Raw genomic sequence first — 17724 nt, 5'->3', positions numbered from 1 at the left:
AATAATGGCTGCACATTTTTTAAGCGACTTTTTATGAGATAAAGGCCTATTGTAAATTTTTTAGTTGAAAATTATCTCTATATACATACACTCACGAACAGCTAAACTTATGCCTAATTTCATTGAGGAGCTACATGCTATATAATAATGTCGAAGATGAAGCTCATTTGTTTAAAACCGATTCATGGCGCTTATTTAGAATTATTTCCGAATTTGTAGAAGGCTTTGAAAATATGACCACCCTCGGGCCTTCGGTATCTATCTTTGGATCCGCTAGATTACAAGCTAACCATCCTTATTACAAGTTAGGCATTGATGTAGCAGGACATATTGCCAAAAAAGGTTTTGCTATTATTACCGGTGGTGGGCCAGGCCTTATGGAAGCCGCTAATAAGGGAGCTCAAATGACGCAGGGTAAATCTTGTGGATTAGGAGTAGACCTGCCTTTTGAAGCCGAGCTAAATCATTTTATTGATAGAAAGTATCGCCTAAATTTTCGCTACTTTTTTATACGTAAGGTCATGTTTATTCGTTATGCTCAAGGATTTGTCTTTTTGCCCGGTGGTTACGGCACCTTGGACGAATTATTTGAAGCTCTTACACTTATTCAAACTCATAAGATTCACCCCTTCCCTATCTATCTAATGGGTAAGGATTACTGGAAGGGAATAATAGATTGGATTAAATCTACCATGCTTGCGCAACAATGTATCTCGGAAAATGATTTAAAGTTAATTTCTTTGACAGATGATCCAGAAGAAGTAGCTAATGGTATTGAACGCCATTACCAGCGTAATCATGTTCTAAAAAATTTTTAAAATTTAAGTTAAAATTACTGGCTGCTTTGTTCATTGAATAGACTAAGCAGTTTATCTTAAAGCTGTTCACTCATTTCCATTAATTTCTTCGCTTAATAAAAATGGTTAGCTCTAGAAGCCCAAATAGCGTTTGTAAATCGCCTTTTAAAACGAGCAATTATCAATCTCCTTTTCCCGAATTGACTAAGTTATCCTCTTTCTTCTATCTGTAAACGCATCTTAACTCTCTACTTTTAAATAAGTTGATGTGCTAATAGACTTCTTATCAAGTGCATTGCTAAGAAGGAAGTAGGTAAAAGTAAAGCTAATCCTAGAAGCACTCTTACAAAATGAAAGAAGATTTGAACGCAGGAAGAGCTTTTATCTTTTTTACCCTATCCTCACTAGAGGATCAAAAGCCCATCTTCTAAATACCTAAAGAGAGCAGCTAATTCTTTTCTAAAGGAAGGGAATTTAATTTTAACTAAGCCTTTAATCTTCTGAGCATCCTGGCATGCTCTATTTCGTCTATTTAATTCTTTGCAGAACAAAAATTAAAAAACCTATCTAAAAACTTATACTGTTTTTTCTTGCCAGGAGAAAGCAAATGCAAGAAAAAAGTGAGCTAAAAGAATTTTTAAGTTAAAAGTAAGAGTGAAATCGAGCTTAAAGCTGAAGTAAGACTTTAGACAAAAAAACATCTTTAGCAAAGTATAGGCAAAAAAAAATCAGGCTAAAGCCCCTTTAGTAGATAGGGCATCAAACTTTATAATTGCGATGGTTGATCTTAAGGGCTAAGAGCGCTAAATGGAATCGCTTTTCGTAGCTTTATCCCTACAAGTGAAAATGGGATCTATCTAATGATTAAGCTGATGTGAGGGCGAATTGATAAAGCAAAAACGAAGAAGGCTTAAGACATTCTTTAAGCAGACCCAATGATAGAGCTTTTAAACGAATAGCACACGTATAAGAATGTGAATGTCTATTCTCTGCCTTATCAATCTAAATTACCTGCACTCGCTGCATTGTTTTTTAAGCAATTTTTACTCTTCTAGGCTAAAAGAGCACCCTTCTGTAATCAAGCCATCAATGTAGCTTAGATGAAAATCGGAATGAAGGAATTTTTTGTCATGAAGCATATAAAGATGGAAAGGAATGGTTGAGTCTACGCCGCCAATATGAAACTCTCGTAAGGCTCGTTTGCCTATAGCTATCGCTTCTAAACGATCTTTGCCATGGACAATTAATTTGGCAATCATGGAGTCGTAATTAGGAGGAATTTGATAGCCTGAATAACAAGCACTATCCACGCGAACATGGGGACCACCAGGAGGTAAATAATATTCAAGCCGTCCAGGGGAAGGCGAAAAATTTGCGGCAGGGTTTTCTGCATTGATGCGAAACTGGATGACATGCCCCTTAAAGTTAACCTCTTCTTGGGCATACCTCAGTTTATTACCCATGGCTACACTTAGTTGCTCTCCAAGAAGATCCACTCCTGTTAGCTCCTCAGTCACCGTATGTTCTACCTGAATCCTTGTATTTACTTCCATAAAATAGAAACGATGATTAGCATCCAATAGAAATTCAACAGTCGCTACCGAATGATAATTAGCCTCTTTAACAACACTAATCGCTGCTTGGCCAATTTTTTGTCTCAGTTTGCTATTTAATAGTGGGCTAGGGGCCTCTTCAATAAGTTTTTGACGACGCCTTTGGATAGAACAATCTCTCTCTCCAAGGTGAATGTAGTTGCCATATTTATCCCCAATAACTTGGACTTCAATATGCCGAGGATCAACGATCATCTTCTCCAGGTAGACATCAGGATTACTAAAGCTTGCATCTGCCTCAGCACGTGCAGCAGGAAAAAGGCGTATGAATTCTTCTTCACTATAAGCAATGCGTATTCCTTTCCCCCCTCCTCCTGATACAGCTTTAATGAAGATCGGGTAGCCAATCTCCTTGGCTACTTCTAGGCCCTCTTTTAGATCGCTTACAACTCCCTCGGAGCCAGGAATAACAGGACAGCCCGCCTTTTTTGCCGTGGCCTTAGCCTTAGCTTTATCTCCTAACAACGTAATCGAAGCAGGAGCAGGCCCGATGAAATTTAAGCCGCAACTTTCGCAAATGGAAGCAAAATTAGCATTTTCGCTTAAAAAACCATAGCCTGGATGTATGGCATCTGCTCCTGTTATTTCACAAGCAGAGAGGATATTGGAGATCTTAAGATAAGATTTAGCAGCAGGAGCTTCGCCGATACAAATGGCTTCATCGGCATGCAACACATGCAGAGCCTCGGCGTCTGCTTGCGAATAAACTGCTACTGTTTGTAAGCCTAAATCGTGACAAGCACGGATAATCCTAACGGCAATTTCGCCTCGGTTAGCAATAAGAACTTTTTGCATATTTCAATACTACGTAATTCGAAAGAGTTTTGTTCCAAATTCTACAGGATGTCCGTTTTCTACTAGCACTTCCGCCACCGTTCCTGTTGCTCCAGCTTTGATTTCATTCATTACTTTCATAGCTTCTATAATGCAGACTACGCTATTTTTATCAATTTTACTACCCACTTTAACAAAAGGAGGTTCTTCAGGAGAAGGTGTATTATAAAATGTTCCTACCATGGGCGAAGTGACAAAAAATGTATTTGCATCTTCCTTATGTTCTACCGCTTGACCCGGAGGTACTGCCAAAGAAGCCACACTAATATTTGCCCGCCGCAAGGCTTCGTCTGTTTTATTAAAAGTTTCTTCTGACGACTCAAACATTGACTCGGGAACCTTCATTGTTCCCCCATCATATCTTTCAATCTCAATTTCAAAGCCTTCTTTTTTGATAGTTACGCGTTTGGTTCCCGTACGTCCCATCGCCCCCATCAATTCCTTTATCTGCTTTAGCTCCACGCAACAATCCTCCCTATACCCTCTGTATGTATTCGTATGAACGCGTGTCTATTTTTATGATATCACCTGCTTCGATAAATGGTGGAACTTCAATTTTAGCTCCAGTCTCTAATAGAGCAGCCTTAGAAGCATTTGCTAATATAGATTTATTTTCTCCTCCCTCCACTTTTGCAACCATCAATTCTAAAAACTGAGGTAGCTCTACAGCAAAAATAGTTTCACCAAAAAAAGAAGCTTTAACTTCTACGCCTTCTTTCAAGTAGTTGATGCTATTGCCTATAATATGTTGAGGAATTAAAATTTGATTAAGGTTTTCAATATCTAAAAAAAGATAATCTTTTCCTTCTAAATAAAGAAATTCTAGACGTCGTTCTGCAAGATTAACATCTTTAATTGATTGATTTAATTTAAAATTCTTTTCAATAAGCTCATTAGATGATAAATCGCGTATTTTTGTTTTTATAAAAGGTGCACCTTTAGGTACCATCACTTTTACCGTAGTTTCCACGCGATAAAGTTTATTATTGATAGAAATTGTCATTCCAGGAGTTAGCTGGTTACTCATAACCATAGACGTTTCTGTCCTTCAGTAAAAAATTTAAGCTATCCTTGACATATTAAGAAACTAGGGCTCAAATGTCAAAGAGAAAAATAGAGACAAAACTTTAAAAAAAATTTATTTTTCCAAGCCTATAAAGCCTTAAGAGCGCCTTTATAGAAACTTTCAAAGGCAAACTGCTTATTTTTCACAATGCGATAAAAAAGAGGGAGTAAAACTTTTTATATCTACTAAAAACAAACTTGCGGATACCCGAAAATAAAAAAATTTATTAGATCTCTCAAAGGCCGCGTAAGCTATTTACTCCCTCATGCATATTAGGGCTCTTAAATAAAAATGTTCCTGCCACTAAGATGTTAGCTCCTGCTTTTACGCATAACTTAGCAGTTTCTGGAGCAATTCCTCCATCGACTTGAATATCGAAAGGAGGTAGCTTTTCAGGAGAATCTTTCTTAGCAGTCATCCCCCCTTGGCAAATATCAAGTTTAGTCAAGCATTCACGCGTAAAGCTTATTTTTTCTAGAACTTCAGGCATAAATTCTTGCCCCCCAAAACCTGGATGAACAGTCATAAGCAAGATAAGGTCACACTTATTCAAATATTTAGGAATCATAGAGGCCGACGTCTCAGGACAAAAAGCTAGGCCTGCCTTAATATTGCACTTACGAATATATTCCAAAGTTTCATCTACATCTTCGGTAGCCTCGAAGTGGATAGTAATGTTGTCTGCACCTGCTTCCACAAAACGTTCGATATAATCAAAGGGATGATAAACCATTAAATGGACATCTAAGAACATATTCGTAGCACGATTAATAGCAGCAACAGCTTGTGGCCCCATCGTTAAATTGGGCACAAAATTTCCATCCATAATATCGATATGCAAAGAGTCTGCCCCCGAGTCCTCAATTTTCTTAGCCGTATCTGCCAAGTAGCCAAAGTCACCTGCTAAAATAGAGGCAGCCACTTTTATTGGGTTTGTTTTTGTCATTGTTAATGCCTGGTCAAAATTATGTGTAGAGAGGTTAGCTTAAGCAACACGAGCTTGTCAAGTAATACAATCCCTAGGTGATCACTGGCTGTTAAAAGTGCGGGTAGCTAAAGAGCTCTACTTAAATCCCTTCTCGCTATCCCTTTAATGCTTAAGTTAAAGAATGCTAACAAAGTATATAAATTTTCTTCTTGGTCGCTTGCCTTATTGCCAGTTTCCTCTCTTAAGGCCACCCAGAAAACCTCTTAAGCCTTTATACAAACTTTATTCAAAAATTTTAAAGCCAAAACTCACTATGTCCCCGTTTGAAACTCAAAATAAGGGATTAAACTTAAAGCTTAGGAGACTTTATTATCAAACATGTTGACGACTGCCTTTTGAATAATTGAGCCAAATAATTTTTGCCGCTTTCCATCCAAGCAGCGGTAAAGATAACAATTATAATTGATCTCATGCACCTGCATATAAGCAGTGGCAATTTCTGAGGATTTAGCTTGTAAAACATTTAAAGCTTGAGCTAAATCTTCCCGGTTTAAACGCTCTTCAGATTTCACTATTACATATATATAAGGCGTCTTGGCCAATGTTTTCACATGATAAGAGAGAGGTGGCACTATTTCTTCCTCGATTGTTTCTCTTAGCAAGCTAAAAAACATTTTTAAAGTTTCTGCCTCTAAAACGGTACGCATGACTATAGGAGTAATAGAAAAGAAGAAATTTTCTAATAACAATTCATTCAAATCCGTCTCTTCTTCAAGGAGCGCTTTTAGCTCGGCTAGAAGTTCATTCTGTTTTGAGATCATTCCTCCATTAAAATCTCTAAATTCCCCTAAAATTCTTAGCAATTCAAAAACTACACTTTGGCGGGCTTTATTTAGATCAATAGAATTATCTCGTCTAATGAAATCATCTTTTGAAATCTTTACAGTAAATACCGTGGCTTCTTTACTATGCTTTCCTCGCAAGTATCCTAAAGTTTTACAACGATCATGGGTATAATCTAGAAAAGTTTCACTTTTATCAAAGAGTTCTTTTATGGAAGCGCCACTAGGCTCAACCACTCTGACCACAATGATAGTAAACACCAATTTGGAGTAGGTTTGCTCGTCAAAATTAATGATGACTTGAGGTAAGTCTCGTACAAATTTAACTTGGCTACTTAAGCTAAAGATGTTACGCATAATCTCTTCTTCGTTGCGTGGCATGAAGATAGGATGCACTATATGTTCAATGCTATCTAGCAAATCTATAGGCAGAGTTTTACGTAGTTGAGAGACTTCCTGGTGGGTAAATTTCTCTCCCATACTTTTTTCTATTTCTATGTAGACAGTACAAAAATTTTCTGGAGAGCGCCGATTATCGATAAAAGAATTTTCTACCATAAGGGCGTTGGGAATATGATTTTGGATCGCTCGAATTAAATGCCGTTTATCAAAAATTTCTTTTTCTCTTAAAAAATTAAAGCCAACGATAATCCCTAAAACCTGCTTATTTTGCTCTTGGTCGCGCAAATAGGTTTTAAATATTTTCAAGAAGAAATGCCTTTTATTTTGAATTTGAAGTCGATCGAAAAGATATCTTCTAAAAAGATATTGAATGCAGATAATGCGACTAAGATGGCGGCTACTTCGTTGAGATTTAAAATCATCGTGACATATTACCAACACATGTTGCATCTCTGTCAGCAAATCAAAATCAAAAAACTGAGGTTTACGCTCAATCAAATAGGCAATATTTTCTTGGATAAGAGCTGTTTTAGCATCAATGCTTAAGCCTTTAATTTCTAAAATTCTTTTAGCATAATAAGAAGAATCCATTCCTAAGCGGATTTCTGCTTCGATAATAGGTAAATTAGCTTGGATCTGCTCTACATCGGAAACTAAATCAAGATGGATGACCACTTTGAATAATCGGTAAACTAAGGGGCTTAGAGAAGGAATGCTAAACTCAGAAGAAAATATCATCGATTGATTTAAACGTCGCCCTGGCACTAGCCAATTCGAAAGCATTTCGATAAAGAACTTTAGAGTATGTTCCTGAGATTTTCCAAAATAATAAAAGGTTAGATAGCCAGGGGCCTGATTTGAAACTAAAGTCTTAACAATGGGAAATTCACTTTCATAACTCTTATTTTTGAAAAAATTTAGAGGAATAATTTTCTTCAATATGCTATGAATAGCTTCTTTGAATAGATGTATACCTATGTCATTATCTTGATCCTCAACATGAATCTTTATTTCGGGAAAACACTCATTATCTTGCATGATTTAAGCTACTTATAGGCATGTATTGTTAAGTTTCATCTTCAAACAAATGCTTATCCGGCTGGCAAGAATCTTCAAAAATTATTGTGCACCTTTCATTCTCTTCCAAACCATATGTCTTAAAAGATCTTATCTTTAAGGGCAAATAATTCTTATAGGCTAATTCTATACAACGGGGATGTAATATCTTTCCACCTTTACCAACTACATCTAAAGCTTGCTTATAAGTAAGCTTTGAATGAAAAATTGCGTGAGGGTTTTTTTTAGGATCTTCTGCATAAACTCCTGAGACATCTTTAAAGAACTCTACGATGGAGGCTTTTAAAATCACTCCTAAAGCTACTGCTGTAGTATCTGAGCCACCTCGTCCTAAAGTAGTAATCTCTCCTAATCTACTTACCCCTTGGAATCCTGCTACAATAACGATTTTACCAGAATCTAGCAAGGGCAAAACACGCGTAGGCCGCACATCGATAATTCTTGCTTCCGTATGCCTTGAACAAGTAATAATTCCTGATTGGCTACCTGTGAAGCTTAAAGCCTCGCATCCTTTGGCGGCCAAGGCCATTGCAAGCAAAGAACAGCTTATCCTTTCGCCTACGGTCACTAGCATGTCGTATTCTCGGCGAGGAGGGTCAGGGTTAACTTGCTTAGCTAATGCAATCAAATGATCGGTGGTTTTTCCCATCGCACTTACTACGACTACAAGACGTTGAAAATCTTTTTTTCGCGAGATGATAAGATCGGCTATATAGGAAAAATGCTCAGCAGTAGCTACTGCTGCCCCCCCAAATTTCATTACAAGTGTCTGCATAGGAATAGTTTTTTACTTTTTTATTATTTTTTTTCTGATAAGCTTGAATTACTTATAAAAAAAAGCCTTCCCATCTGTCAATTTAAATCCTTATATTCCAAAGGCAAATGAAGAAAGATGCATGAATTAGAAAAAATTTTTTATTTTGAAGCGGCTCATTTTTTAAGCCATCATGATGGTAAATGCAAAAGTATGCATGGCCACTCCTATAGTCTCCATGTCATTATTCGAAAGGAGTTTTTACAAAAAGAGGGGCCCAAGAAAAATATGGTAATAGATTTTCAGGATCTTACTGATCTTGTCCAGCCTATGATAAAAAAATATTTAGATCATCAGTGCTTGAATGAGACCCTACAGTCAGATTCTACGACTGTAGAATTTGTGTGCAAATGGATTTATGATTATCTTAAGCCTATGCTACCCGAGCTGTATGCTATCACCCTTTATGAAACGGCCTCTTCAAAAGCGACTTACTGGATATAAACGTTTTTTTTCCAAGCGATCTAGATAGCTACGCGTTAATTTCATTCTGAAGCATCTTTAATGAAGAGCATATTTGATGAAAAAAAATTTATTAAATTAAATAAGCATTCTATATATTCTCTCAATTCGGTTTTATCCTTATTTCCTTTCCTGCCCTCTCCTGTTTTCACTTCAGTTTTATATATTGCTATTTTTCTTTCACATCTGATATCTTTACTCCATTAGTATGAAAAATAGGAGTAACCTTTAAATGTCTAAAAACCCCCAACACACCTGGAATGAGAGCAAGATCGTCGATGATGTCTCTTACCAGCAAACAGATGCAGAACTTTTTAAAGCTTTATTGGAGGGTCAGTCATCCAATAATAACGTTGAAGACAGCACTGCATTGATCCCAGGAACTATCCTCAAAGGAAGGATTGTCGAAATTACAAAAGATCATGTTGTCGTAGATGTAGGCTTAAAATCAGAGGGTCTAGTCCCTATTGAGGAATTTTCTGATCCTTCAAATGTGGTATTAGATGGGGAAGTCGAAGTGCTTCTTGACCAAGCTGAAGATGATAATGGGCAGATTGTTCTCTCTCGTGAAAAAGCCGAAAGAATGCGTCAATGGGAATATATTCTGGAACATTGCGAAGAAGGTTCGATTGTCAAGGGCCGCGTCCTCCGTAAAGTTAAAGGTGGCTTAATGGTTGATATTGGGATGGAAGCATTCTTACCTGGCTCTCAGATCGATAACAAGCGCATTAAAAACCTCGATGAATATCTCGGCAAGACATATGAATTTAAGATCCTTAAGATTAATATTGAACGTAAGAACGTAGTCGTCTCCAGACGTGAGCTTTTAGAAGCAGAAAGAATTTCTAAAAAGGCTGAGCTTTTGGAAAATATTAAAGAAGGTGATGTGCGCGATGGGATTGTTAAAAACATTACCGATTTCGGGGTTTTCCTTGACCTCGATGGCATTGATGGACTATTGCATATTACGGATATGACTTGGAAACGTATTAAGCATCCTTCTGAAATGGTCCAACTGGGGCAAAAACTAGAAGTGATGATTTTAAGCGTCGATCGCGAAAAAGGTCGTGTAGCTTTAGGCTTAAAGCAAAAAGAATCTAATCCTTGGGATCAAATCGAGCAAAAATACCCACCTGGAACGCGTGTGAAAGGTAAGATTGTTAACTTGCTCCCTTATGGTGCCTTTATTGAAATTGAGCCAGGTATTGAAGGCCTTATTCATGTGTCAGAAATGTCATGGGTAAAAAACGTCACCGATCCTAGCGAAGTGGTCAAAAAAGGTGATGATGTGGAAGCTGTAGTTCTTTCGGTACAAAAAGAAGAAGGGAAAATTTCTTTAGGAATTAAACAAGCTGAACATAACCCTTGGGACGATGTGGAGAGAAGATATCCAGTGGGTACTAACGTGAAAGCAGAAATCCGCAGCTTAACTAACTATGGCGCTTTTGTCGAATTAGAACCAGGAGTAGAGGGCTTAATACATATTTCAGATCTAAGCTGGATTAAAAAAGTCTCCCACCCTTCCGAGGTTCTCCGTAAAGGCGATGTCGTAGATGCCTGCATCTTATCCGTTGATCGAGATAGCAAGAAAATTACTTTAGGTGTTAAGCAATTAAGTAATAACCCTTGGGAAAGTATTGAGAAAACGATGCCAGTGGGATCTTTAGTTAAAGGAAAAGTAACTAAAATTACTGCCTTTGGAGCTTTTGTAGAACTCGATAGCGGTATAGAAGGACTCATCCATGTCACTGAATTATCTGATCAGGCCTTCGGCAAAGTTGAAGATGTTGTTTCTAAAGGCGATGATGTAACAGCTAAGGTGATTAAATTAGATCCTGAGCATAAAAAGATTGCTCTTTCTATCAAGGAATATTTAATTGATCAAAATCACACCAGTCATGACGACATCATTTTAACTTCCAATAAGCGCAAAAAGAAATCTTCTGAAAAAGATAGAGAAGATAGCGAAGATTAGAATACCTTCTGACTCGCATTCAATCGGTAGAAAAGCTAGCTTTTCTACCGATTAACACACCTTACATAGATAAAATACCCTCTTGTAAGTTGCTTTACAAATCTTCTTTAATATATAATTCCTATCTTAAGAATTTGAGGCAAAAAAAACGATGAATAAAGATCTCATAGCTATTTTTGAGTACCTAGAAAGAGAAAAAGGCATTAAGCGAGAAATCGTAATCAGCGCCATAGAAGAATCTCTTCGTGCCGCCGCCCGTAAAAGTATTAGCGGAGCCTCAAATGTTACTGTGACTATTCATCCCAAAACAGGTAATATTGACGTTTACTGCGAAAAAGAGATTGTAGACGAAGTGGAAGTGCCTGCTCAAGAAATCTCATTAGAAGAAGCTCGCGAAATTGATCCTGAGAGCCAAGTGGGCCAATTTATTGATGTGATAGCCACTCCTAGAGATTTTGGTCGTATTGCAGCCCAAAAAGCACGCCAAATTATTACTCAAAAGTTGCGAGGGGCGGAGCGCGATGTTATTTATGAAGAGTACCGCCATCGGGTAAATGAATTAATTTCTGGTACTGTCAAACGCTTTGTCCGAGGAGCTAATTTAATTATCGATTTAGGTAAAGTAGAAGCTTTAATGCCCATGAAGCACTATCCTAAAACTGAGAAATATAATCTTGGAGATAAAGTTTTGGCCTTACTGCTAGAAGTGAATGATACGGAAAATGGCGGCGCAGAAGTTATTCTCTCACGTAGCCATCCAGAATTCGTTCGTCAATTGCTCATCCAAGAAGTACCTGAGATTAATGATAATATTGTTGTTATCGACAAAATTGCTCGTGATCCCGGCTACCGAACTAAATTAACTGTTCGTTCTACAGATCCTAAAGTTGATCCAGTAGGTGCTTGTGTAGGGATGCGTGGGGTACGTGTTAAAAATGTAGTCAGAGAATTACATAATGAGAAAATCGATATTGTTCCTTTTTCCGCCGACCCTATTGAACTTCTGCAGAATGCTCTATCGCCGATTGAGATTCGTAAAATCAATATTAGCGAAGATGATCACACCATCTCTATCGTCGTGGATGATGAAGATTTTGCCGCTGTGATTGGTAAAAAAGGAATGAATGCAAGGCTTAACAGCGAATTGATTGGTTATGAGCTAGAAGTGCAGCGGATGACGGATTATAACCGTACCATGGCTTTGCAACGCACAGAGCTAGCCGAGTCCGATGATCCTTCTCTCAACGAACCCTTAGAAGAGATCGATGGTCTTAACAATCTGATTTTCCAGCATCTGATTGCCGAAGGCTACACTACTCTCAAATCTCTTTTGATTGCAACCCCAGAAGAATTGGCAAAAATTCCGGGCATAAGCCTAGATACCGCCGACAAGATTATAGAACAAATTAGAAAACAAAGGATAGAAAGCCTTGGCAAAAAACCTGAAGCTAACCATTAAAAACACTCAAATTGCTGAAGCCATCAATTTAGGTAAAATTAAAAGCAAAATAGCAGCAAATAAGGCTTTAGAAGATAAAGAAGAAAAGCCTGTTAAAAAAAGTACGCTGACTAAAGCACCTAAAGCAGAGCTAAATGAATCTACGAAAAACGCTTCAGTTCATTCTCCAACTAAGGAAGAAACTACACCTCGAATTCGCGCGCGTTCTAAATCTGCTTTTGCTGAAGGTGCTGTCCCTGAAGCTAAGCCTAAGGTAGAATTTGCAGAGACTTCAAGCGCAGGTGCAGCTGAAGAGGTCGAGGAAGAAGGCATTAAGATTAAAAAATCTAGTGAAGAGCTACGTAAAGAAATTTTTGCTGAAGAACTGGTAGAGCTATCTGAGAAAAAAGTTTTTGAAGAAAAGCCAGCGGCGGAAGAAATTTTTGCTGATGCAGTTAAAAATGAAAAAACTCCTGCTCCTGCTGAAGAAACCCCTCTTATAGCAAAAGAATTTATTCCTTCTCGAGGCGAAAAACCTGTAGCAGTAGCCCGTCAAGAAGCCCCTATACCTGCAATTAAGCCTATGCCAGAATATGTCAAGCTGGGGCCTACAGGTCGGCATGTTAAGGATCTTTTACCTCGAAAACCGGCTCCGCGGCCTGCTTATGTTCCTCCTCAGCCACCTCAAAAACATAAAGCAGAGGCAGCTTCCACTCCTGATAAAGAAGCAGCAGCTAAAGCTACGAAAGACAAATTTAAGCCCAAAGAGGGTGAAGAAACCGCTGTTAGTGATGAAAATCTTCCTAAGAAAACCTTTCCAGGTAAAGCTAAAGAATTTCGTGATCTGAAACCTACCCGGCGTCTTGAACCCACGCGAGCATTTGATGCACGCGATAGACAAGGCTTGCGAGCAGAGGATGATACTTCTCAATGGAGGAAAAAGCGCAACAGACAAATCAAGCAGGTTCAGGAAGATACTACTATTCGACCTACTGCGCTCAAAATCAGAACGCCTATTAGCATTAAAGATTTGGCTGCTGAAATGAAATTAAAGTCTTCCCAGCTAATCTCTAAATTGTTCATGCAAGGGCTTGTCGTTACCCTTAATGATTTGTTAGAAGATGAGACGACTATTCAACTGCTAGGACATGAATTTGGATGCGAGATTAGCATTGATACCTCAGAAGAAAAAAGGATCCGCATTACTGATCAAAGTGCTAGCGAAGAGATCAAACAAACCTCTCCAGAAAAGCTTCACATTCGGGCACCTGTAGTTGCCTTCATGGGACATGTAGACCATGGTAAGACCAGCTTAATTGATGCTATAAGAAGCAGCAACCGTGCAGCTGGCGAGGCAGGAGCTATTACTCAGCATATTGGAGCGTTTAAATGTAAAACAGCGGTAGGAGAAATTTGCATCCTTGATACTCCAGGACACGAAGCCTTTTCTGCTATGCGTGCCCGTGGTGCGGATGTCACCGATATCGTGGTGTTAGTTGTAGCCGGTGATGAAGGCCTTCGCCAACAAACAGTGGAAGCCATCCAGCATGCTCGTGAAGCAAAAGTTACCATCGTAGTAGCTATTAACAAATGTGATAAGCCTAATTTCAACGTTGAAAATGTTTACCGTCAGCTAGCAGAGCAAGAACTTCTTCCAGAAGCATGGGGTGGGCAAACTATTACTGTTAATTGTTCTGCAGTCACTAAAGAAGGCATTAGCACACTGCTAGAAATGCTAGCTTTGCAAGCAGAAGTGTTGGAATTGCGCGCAGATCCTACTAACCGGGCTCGAGGGCGTGTTTTAGAATCTGAAATGCATAAAGGCATGGGCGCTGTGGCTACTATGCTTATTCAGAATGGAACTTTAAAAATAGGCGACTCTCTTGTATTTGATCAATATTGGGGACGTGTTAAAACTATGCAAGATGAATATGGGCATAATATTCAGCAAGCAGGACCTTCCACACCCGTATCCATTACAGGCCTTTCGGGCCTCCCAGAAGCAGGGCAAGAGTTTATTGTAGTTAAAAATGAAAAAGAGGCTCGTGAGATTGCTGAAGCTCGTATGGTAGGTATGCGCCAAAACAACTTGCTTAAAAAGAAGCTCTCCATGGAAAACTTGATGATGCAAGCTTCGGAGCCTTCTAAGAAAATTCTTAATATTATCTTGCGTGCTGACGTACAAGGCTCTCTTGAAGCCCTTAAAGTAGGGTTACTGAAAATTTATTCGAAAAAAGCCGAAGTTAATATTATTTCTGCAGGAGTAGGAGAAGTTTCGGAATCAGACGTGCAAATGGCTTCGACCTCCAAAGCGGTCATTATAGGCTTCCACACCCAGATTGAAAGCCATGCTGATGCCCTTATTAGACAACATGGAGTACAGGTTAAAATGCATGACATCATTTATCATGCTATTGATGATGTTAAAGCCATGCTCGTAGATCTTTTGGATAAGATTGCTATTGAAACAGAAAAAGGAAAATTCCAAGTGAAAGCGCTCTTTAAGTCCTCCCACTATGGACAAATAGCAGGAGGAATTGTTACTGAAGGCGCGATTAATCGTAATAACCAGATGCGCATTATACGCAATGGCCAGCTGATTGGAAAATCATCGATTTCCTCAATAAAACGCGTAAAAGACGATGTAAGAGAGGTTCAAAAAGGCCTTGAATGTGGTATAGTTCTTTCCAATTTTGATACTGCACAAGAAGGCGATGTATTTGAAGCGTACGAAGTTACTTACATTACCCAAGAATTATAAGATTCTTTATAGAGGCAGATGAATCATGGCAAAACAACGCACGGATAGACTTAATTCCCTCCTTAAAGAAGTTATCTCAGATGTTATTCGTAAAGATGTGCGCAACCCGCACGTCAATGAGCTTATGACGGTCACAAGGGTAGAGATTACTAAAGACTTGCACCATGCCAAAGTATTTATCAGCGTGATTGGCAATCAAGAGCAAAAAGATCAGACTATCCAAGCTCTTGAAACGGCAGCGGGGTTTGTCGCGGTTACAGCCTCAAAAAAAGTGGTCATGCGTTATTTTCCCGAGCTTCACTTTAAGCTTGATGATAGCGTAGATAAGCATATGCGTATCGAGCAGCTCCTCGAAGAAATTAGCAGTGAGCGTGAGTCGCGAGGCAATGATTAATCGTTCAGCAGGCTCCATAGCTCCTAGCCCTCAAGGTATTTTGCTTATAGATAAACCTATAGGCAAAACATCTTTTAGCCTTGTAGCTGCATTAAGGCGTATTTTAGGAGTAGATAAAATCGGTCATGCCGGCACACTCGATCCTTTTGCCACAGGCGTCATGGTTCTACTCATCGGGCGCAACATGACCAAGCTCTCCGATCGATTTCTATGCGAGGATAAGGAATACATTGCTCAAGTGCATTTGGGAGAAGCTACCGACACCTACGATTGTGAAGGAACTATCACTTTCCAATCCCCTCTTATTCCTACTCCCTCTGAAATTAAGGCTATCATCCAAGAATTTCAAGGGGAAGTCCAACAAATTCCCCCTATGCATTCTGCTAAAAAAGTTAATGGAAAAAAACTTTACGAACTGGCTAGAAAAGGAAAAGTGATAGAACGTCAACCTGTCAAGGTCACTCTGCAAATAGAGATATTAGATTATCACTATCCCTATCTAAATCTTCGGGTAAAATGTTCTAAGGGTACTTACATACGTAGCTTAGCTGATGATATAGGTAAAAAGCTAGGATGTGGAGCTCATCTTTCCAATCTTAAAAGGACGCGTAGCGGGCCCTTTAACCTTGAAGATTGTTTAGATGGCAGCCAATTATTTATTGCCTCCCCTGATGTTCAGCAAATCAGCAAAGCTCTTTTTTATCCTGCTCTATAAGTATATTTCCTACTCAATTTTTTGATGCTAACCTGTTAAAGATGTCCAAAAAAGTTTTTAATGCATAGCTTGCGAGTGGTTTATATTAAAAGCCCTCCAATTTTTATTGGCTTATCATTCTCTTTAATAGCACTACCAAAATTTATATTTATTTGCGGGAAAATGTTTTATATGTATGTTGTAAGCAAAGCTTTCCTAAAGGAAAAAATGGGCTGTTTTTAAACCTAGTTGCCAACCTAACGATTAATAAATTTTACTATTTTTTGAATCATGAAACTCCTTTGCGAACTTCCAGCTACGCCGCTTTTTTCTACCTCTTCTGTGCTTACCTTAGGCAATTTTGATGGCATGCACATTGGGCACCAAGCGATCATCAAAAAAGTAGTAGAAATCGCCAAAAGCCAACAAAAAGCCAGTGTAGTTTTATCCTTTGAAAATCACCCTTCCGAGGTCCTTTATCCTGATAGGCCGGTAAATAAAATCTGTACAAATGAACATAAAATCCAGCTAATCAAGAATATGGGTGTAGATTTATTAATCTTGCTTACATTTACTAAAGAATTTTCTGAGCAGAGTGCTGAACAATTTATCCATCATTTGCAGACTCTCCTCCCCTTTTCTCATCTTATCCTTGGATGGGACGCTACTTTGGGTAAAGATAGAAAAGGCAATAAGGAAACCATTAAAGGTATTGCAGAAAGAGAACATTTTAGTGTGGAATACATCGAACAGCAAACTGTCAACAAGGTTGCTGTTTCTAGCTCCCTAATTCGTAAATTCATTCAAGAAGGACAATTAGAGACCGCCCAAAAGCTCCTAGGACGTCCTTATAGTGTCTTATCTACCGTTTATAGAGGCCTAGGAAAAGGAAAACAGCTAGAGTGCCCTACAGCTAATTTAGATGTCAAAAATTTGTGTATTCCTCCTTTAGGAGTCTATGCTGTTAACATCTTTGTCGATCAGCAGCTGTTTAAAGGTGTGGCGAATCTAGGAATAGCGCCTACCGTCCGTGAAGATAAAGTCCCTCTTTTAGAAGCTCATATTTTTGATTATGAAGCTGACCTGTATGGTAAAACTATCGAAGTTATTCTTACTTCTTATTTAAGGCCTGAAAAAAAGTTTGCTAACCTTGAAGAATTAAAGTTACATATCCAACAAGACATCTTAAAAGCTAGATCTCTTGGTTAAATCTAAATAGAAAGATTACTTTATTTTTTTCCTTTTAACTTACTATAGACGTAAAGAGAAAAAAATATTAAAACTTAGTAAAACATCTTATACGCTTTAAAAAACTCAGTCTACATATCCAACTCTCTGAAATCTGCCTTTCAACTTAACAAGAGGGGCTTTATAAAGTATGGGGCTGCATAAGAAGTAGCTCAAAAGCATATTAGACCTCTTTCGAAACTCATGTATTTAATTCCCAGTTATAGATTGCTGCAATTAAGTTGAAGCGAAGGGCAAATCTTTTACGTCTATTTCTATAGCGATCTGCTATAATTTTAAATCGCTTAAGGAGGCCAATGACGTTTTCATTGGCAACTCTTTCTCTGGATAAACTTTGATTTGTTCTTTTATCCTCTTTAGTTAAAGGCTTCTTCTTACT

At 38.4% G+C, this 17724-nt stretch carries 15 protein-coding genes; 8 read left to right on the top strand and 7 right to left on the bottom strand.

Features of this window, described 5'->3' with window-relative positions:
* The first annotated feature begins 134 nt into the window (after positions 1-134).
* Positions 135-818 carry an LOG family protein gene (locus NEOC95_RS03985; RefSeq protein ID WP_213151724.1) on the top strand — a complete coding sequence of 228 codons (684 nt, stop codon included), beginning with the start codon at positions 135-137 and terminating at the stop codon, positions 816-818.
* Positions 819-1840: 1022 nt separating this feature from the next.
* Here NEOC95_RS03985 and accC read toward each other — a convergent pair.
* The 6 genes from accC to NEOC95_RS03955 form a co-directional block, all read right to left on the bottom strand.
* Positions 1841-3205 carry an acetyl-CoA carboxylase biotin carboxylase subunit gene (gene accC / locus NEOC95_RS03980; RefSeq protein WP_213151721.1) on the bottom strand — a complete coding sequence of 455 codons (1365 nt, stop codon included), beginning with the start codon at positions 3203-3205 and terminating at the stop codon, positions 1841-1843.
* A 9-nt stretch (positions 3206-3214) separates the two neighbouring features.
* Positions 3215-3706: an acetyl-CoA carboxylase biotin carboxyl carrier protein gene (gene accB / locus NEOC95_RS03975; protein ID WP_166154666.1), complete on the bottom strand. Its 492-nt coding sequence runs from the start codon at positions 3704-3706 to the stop codon at positions 3215-3217.
* 13 nt (positions 3707-3719) lie between these two features.
* Positions 3720-4271, bottom strand: coding sequence for an elongation factor P (locus tag NEOC95_RS03970; RefSeq protein ID WP_283248245.1), 552 nt, complete (start codon positions 4269-4271; stop codon positions 3720-3722).
* Positions 4272-4545: 274 nt separating this feature from the next.
* The gene (rpe, locus tag NEOC95_RS03965; protein ID WP_166154662.1) at positions 4546-5256 is read right to left on the bottom strand and encodes a ribulose-phosphate 3-epimerase; all 711 of its coding nucleotides are present in this window, start codon (positions 5254-5256) and stop codon (positions 4546-4548) included.
* 338 nt (positions 5257-5594) lie between these two features.
* Complete coding sequence (locus tag NEOC95_RS03960) at positions 5595-7520, bottom strand: hypothetical protein (RefSeq protein ID WP_166154660.1); 1926 nt, start codon at positions 7518-7520, stop codon at positions 5595-5597.
* Positions 7521-7548: 28 nt separating this feature from the next.
* The gene (locus NEOC95_RS03955; protein WP_242678159.1) at positions 7549-8334 is read right to left on the bottom strand and encodes an amino acid kinase family protein; all 786 of its coding nucleotides are present in this window, start codon (positions 8332-8334) and stop codon (positions 7549-7551) included.
* A 117-nt stretch (positions 8335-8451) separates the two neighbouring features.
* Here NEOC95_RS03955 and queD point away from each other — a divergent pair, with 117 nt between their 5' ends.
* The 7 genes from queD to NEOC95_RS03920 all read left to right on the top strand — a co-directional run bounded on the left by queD (position 8452) and on the right by NEOC95_RS03920 (position 17306).
* On the top strand, positions 8452-8817 hold the full coding sequence (gene queD / locus NEOC95_RS03950; protein ID WP_213151719.1) for a 6-carboxytetrahydropterin synthase QueD: 366 nt from the start codon (positions 8452-8454) through the stop codon (positions 8815-8817).
* 250 nt (positions 8818-9067) lie between these two features.
* A complete protein-coding gene (gene rpsA, locus NEOC95_RS03945) occupies positions 9068-10810 on the top strand; it encodes a 30S ribosomal protein S1 (RefSeq protein ID WP_166154656.1) in 1743 nt (580 codons plus the stop codon).
* Between the two features lie 151 nt (positions 10811-10961).
* Positions 10962-12269 (top strand): transcription termination factor NusA, encoded by a 1308-nt coding sequence (nusA, locus tag NEOC95_RS03940; RefSeq protein WP_166154654.1) that lies wholly within the window; start codon positions 10962-10964, stop codon positions 12267-12269.
* Positions 12241-15009, top strand: coding sequence for a translation initiation factor IF-2 (gene infB / locus NEOC95_RS03935; protein WP_166154652.1), 2769 nt, complete (start codon positions 12241-12243; stop codon positions 15007-15009). Before nusA ends, infB begins: the two co-directional genes overlap by 29 nt.
* A 25-nt stretch (positions 15010-15034) precedes the next feature.
* Entirely contained in the window at positions 15035-15403 is a 369-nt protein-coding gene (gene rbfA, locus NEOC95_RS03930) for a 30S ribosome-binding factor RbfA (RefSeq protein WP_166154650.1), read from the top strand.
* A complete protein-coding gene (truB, locus tag NEOC95_RS03925) occupies positions 15396-16118 on the top strand; it encodes a tRNA pseudouridine(55) synthase TruB (RefSeq protein ID WP_166154817.1) in 723 nt (240 codons plus the stop codon). The genes rbfA and truB overlap by 8 nt, the downstream gene beginning before the upstream one ends.
* A 270-nt stretch (positions 16119-16388) precedes the next feature.
* The gene (locus NEOC95_RS03920) at positions 16389-17306 is read left to right on the top strand and encodes a bifunctional riboflavin kinase/FAD synthetase (protein WP_213151715.1); all 918 of its coding nucleotides are present in this window, start codon (positions 16389-16391) and stop codon (positions 17304-17306) included.
* Between the two features lie 220 nt (positions 17307-17526).
* Here NEOC95_RS03920 and NEOC95_RS03915 read toward each other — a convergent pair.
* The coding region (locus tag NEOC95_RS03915) for a transposase family protein (RefSeq protein ID WP_283248244.1) at positions 17527-17724 on the bottom strand (198 nt) is incomplete at its 5' end.

Source organism: Neochlamydia sp. AcF95 (genome assembly GCF_018342455.1).
Lineage (GTDB): Bacteria > Chlamydiota > Chlamydiia > Chlamydiales > Parachlamydiaceae > Neochlamydia.
Note: the sequence above shows the minus strand (reverse complement) of the source record. Positions and strands in the feature narration are given on the sequence as shown.

Bases quoted from the DNA above. Each gene is read 5' to 3' on its own strand.
- nusA (WP_166154654.1), top strand. From the start codon at position 10,962: ATGAATAAAGATCTCATAGCTATTTTTGAGTACCTAGAAAGAGAAAAA.
- NEOC95_RS03970 (WP_283248245.1), bottom strand. From the start codon at position 4,271: ATGAGTAACCAGCTAACTCCTGGAATGACAATTTCTATCAATAATAAA.
- rpsA (WP_166154656.1), top strand. From the start codon at position 9,068: ATGTCTAAAAACCCCCAACACACCTGGAATGAGAGCAAGATCGTCGAT.
- truB (WP_166154817.1), top strand. From the start codon at position 15,396: ATGATTAATCGTTCAGCAGGCTCCATAGCTCCTAGCCCTCAAGGTATT.
- rpe (WP_166154662.1), bottom strand. From the start codon at position 5,256: ATGACAAAAACAAACCCAATAAAAGTGGCTGCCTCTATTTTAGCAGGT.
- NEOC95_RS03920 (WP_213151715.1), top strand. From the start codon at position 16,389: ATGAAACTCCTTTGCGAACTTCCAGCTACGCCGCTTTTTTCTACCTCT.
- NEOC95_RS03985 (WP_213151724.1), top strand. From the start codon at position 135: ATGCTATATAATAATGTCGAAGATGAAGCTCATTTGTTTAAAACCGAT.
- rbfA (WP_166154650.1), top strand. From the start codon at position 15,035: ATGGCAAAACAACGCACGGATAGACTTAATTCCCTCCTTAAAGAAGTT.
- queD (WP_213151719.1), top strand. From the start codon at position 8,452: ATGCATGAATTAGAAAAAATTTTTTATTTTGAAGCGGCTCATTTTTTA.
- NEOC95_RS03955 (WP_242678159.1), bottom strand. From the start codon at position 8,334: ATGCAGACACTTGTAATGAAATTTGGGGGGGCAGCAGTAGCTACTGCT.
- accC (WP_213151721.1), bottom strand. From the start codon at position 3,205: ATGCAAAAAGTTCTTATTGCTAACCGAGGCGAAATTGCCGTTAGGATT.
- NEOC95_RS03960 (WP_166154660.1), bottom strand. From the start codon at position 7,520: ATGCAAGATAATGAGTGTTTTCCCGAAATAAAGATTCATGTTGAGGAT.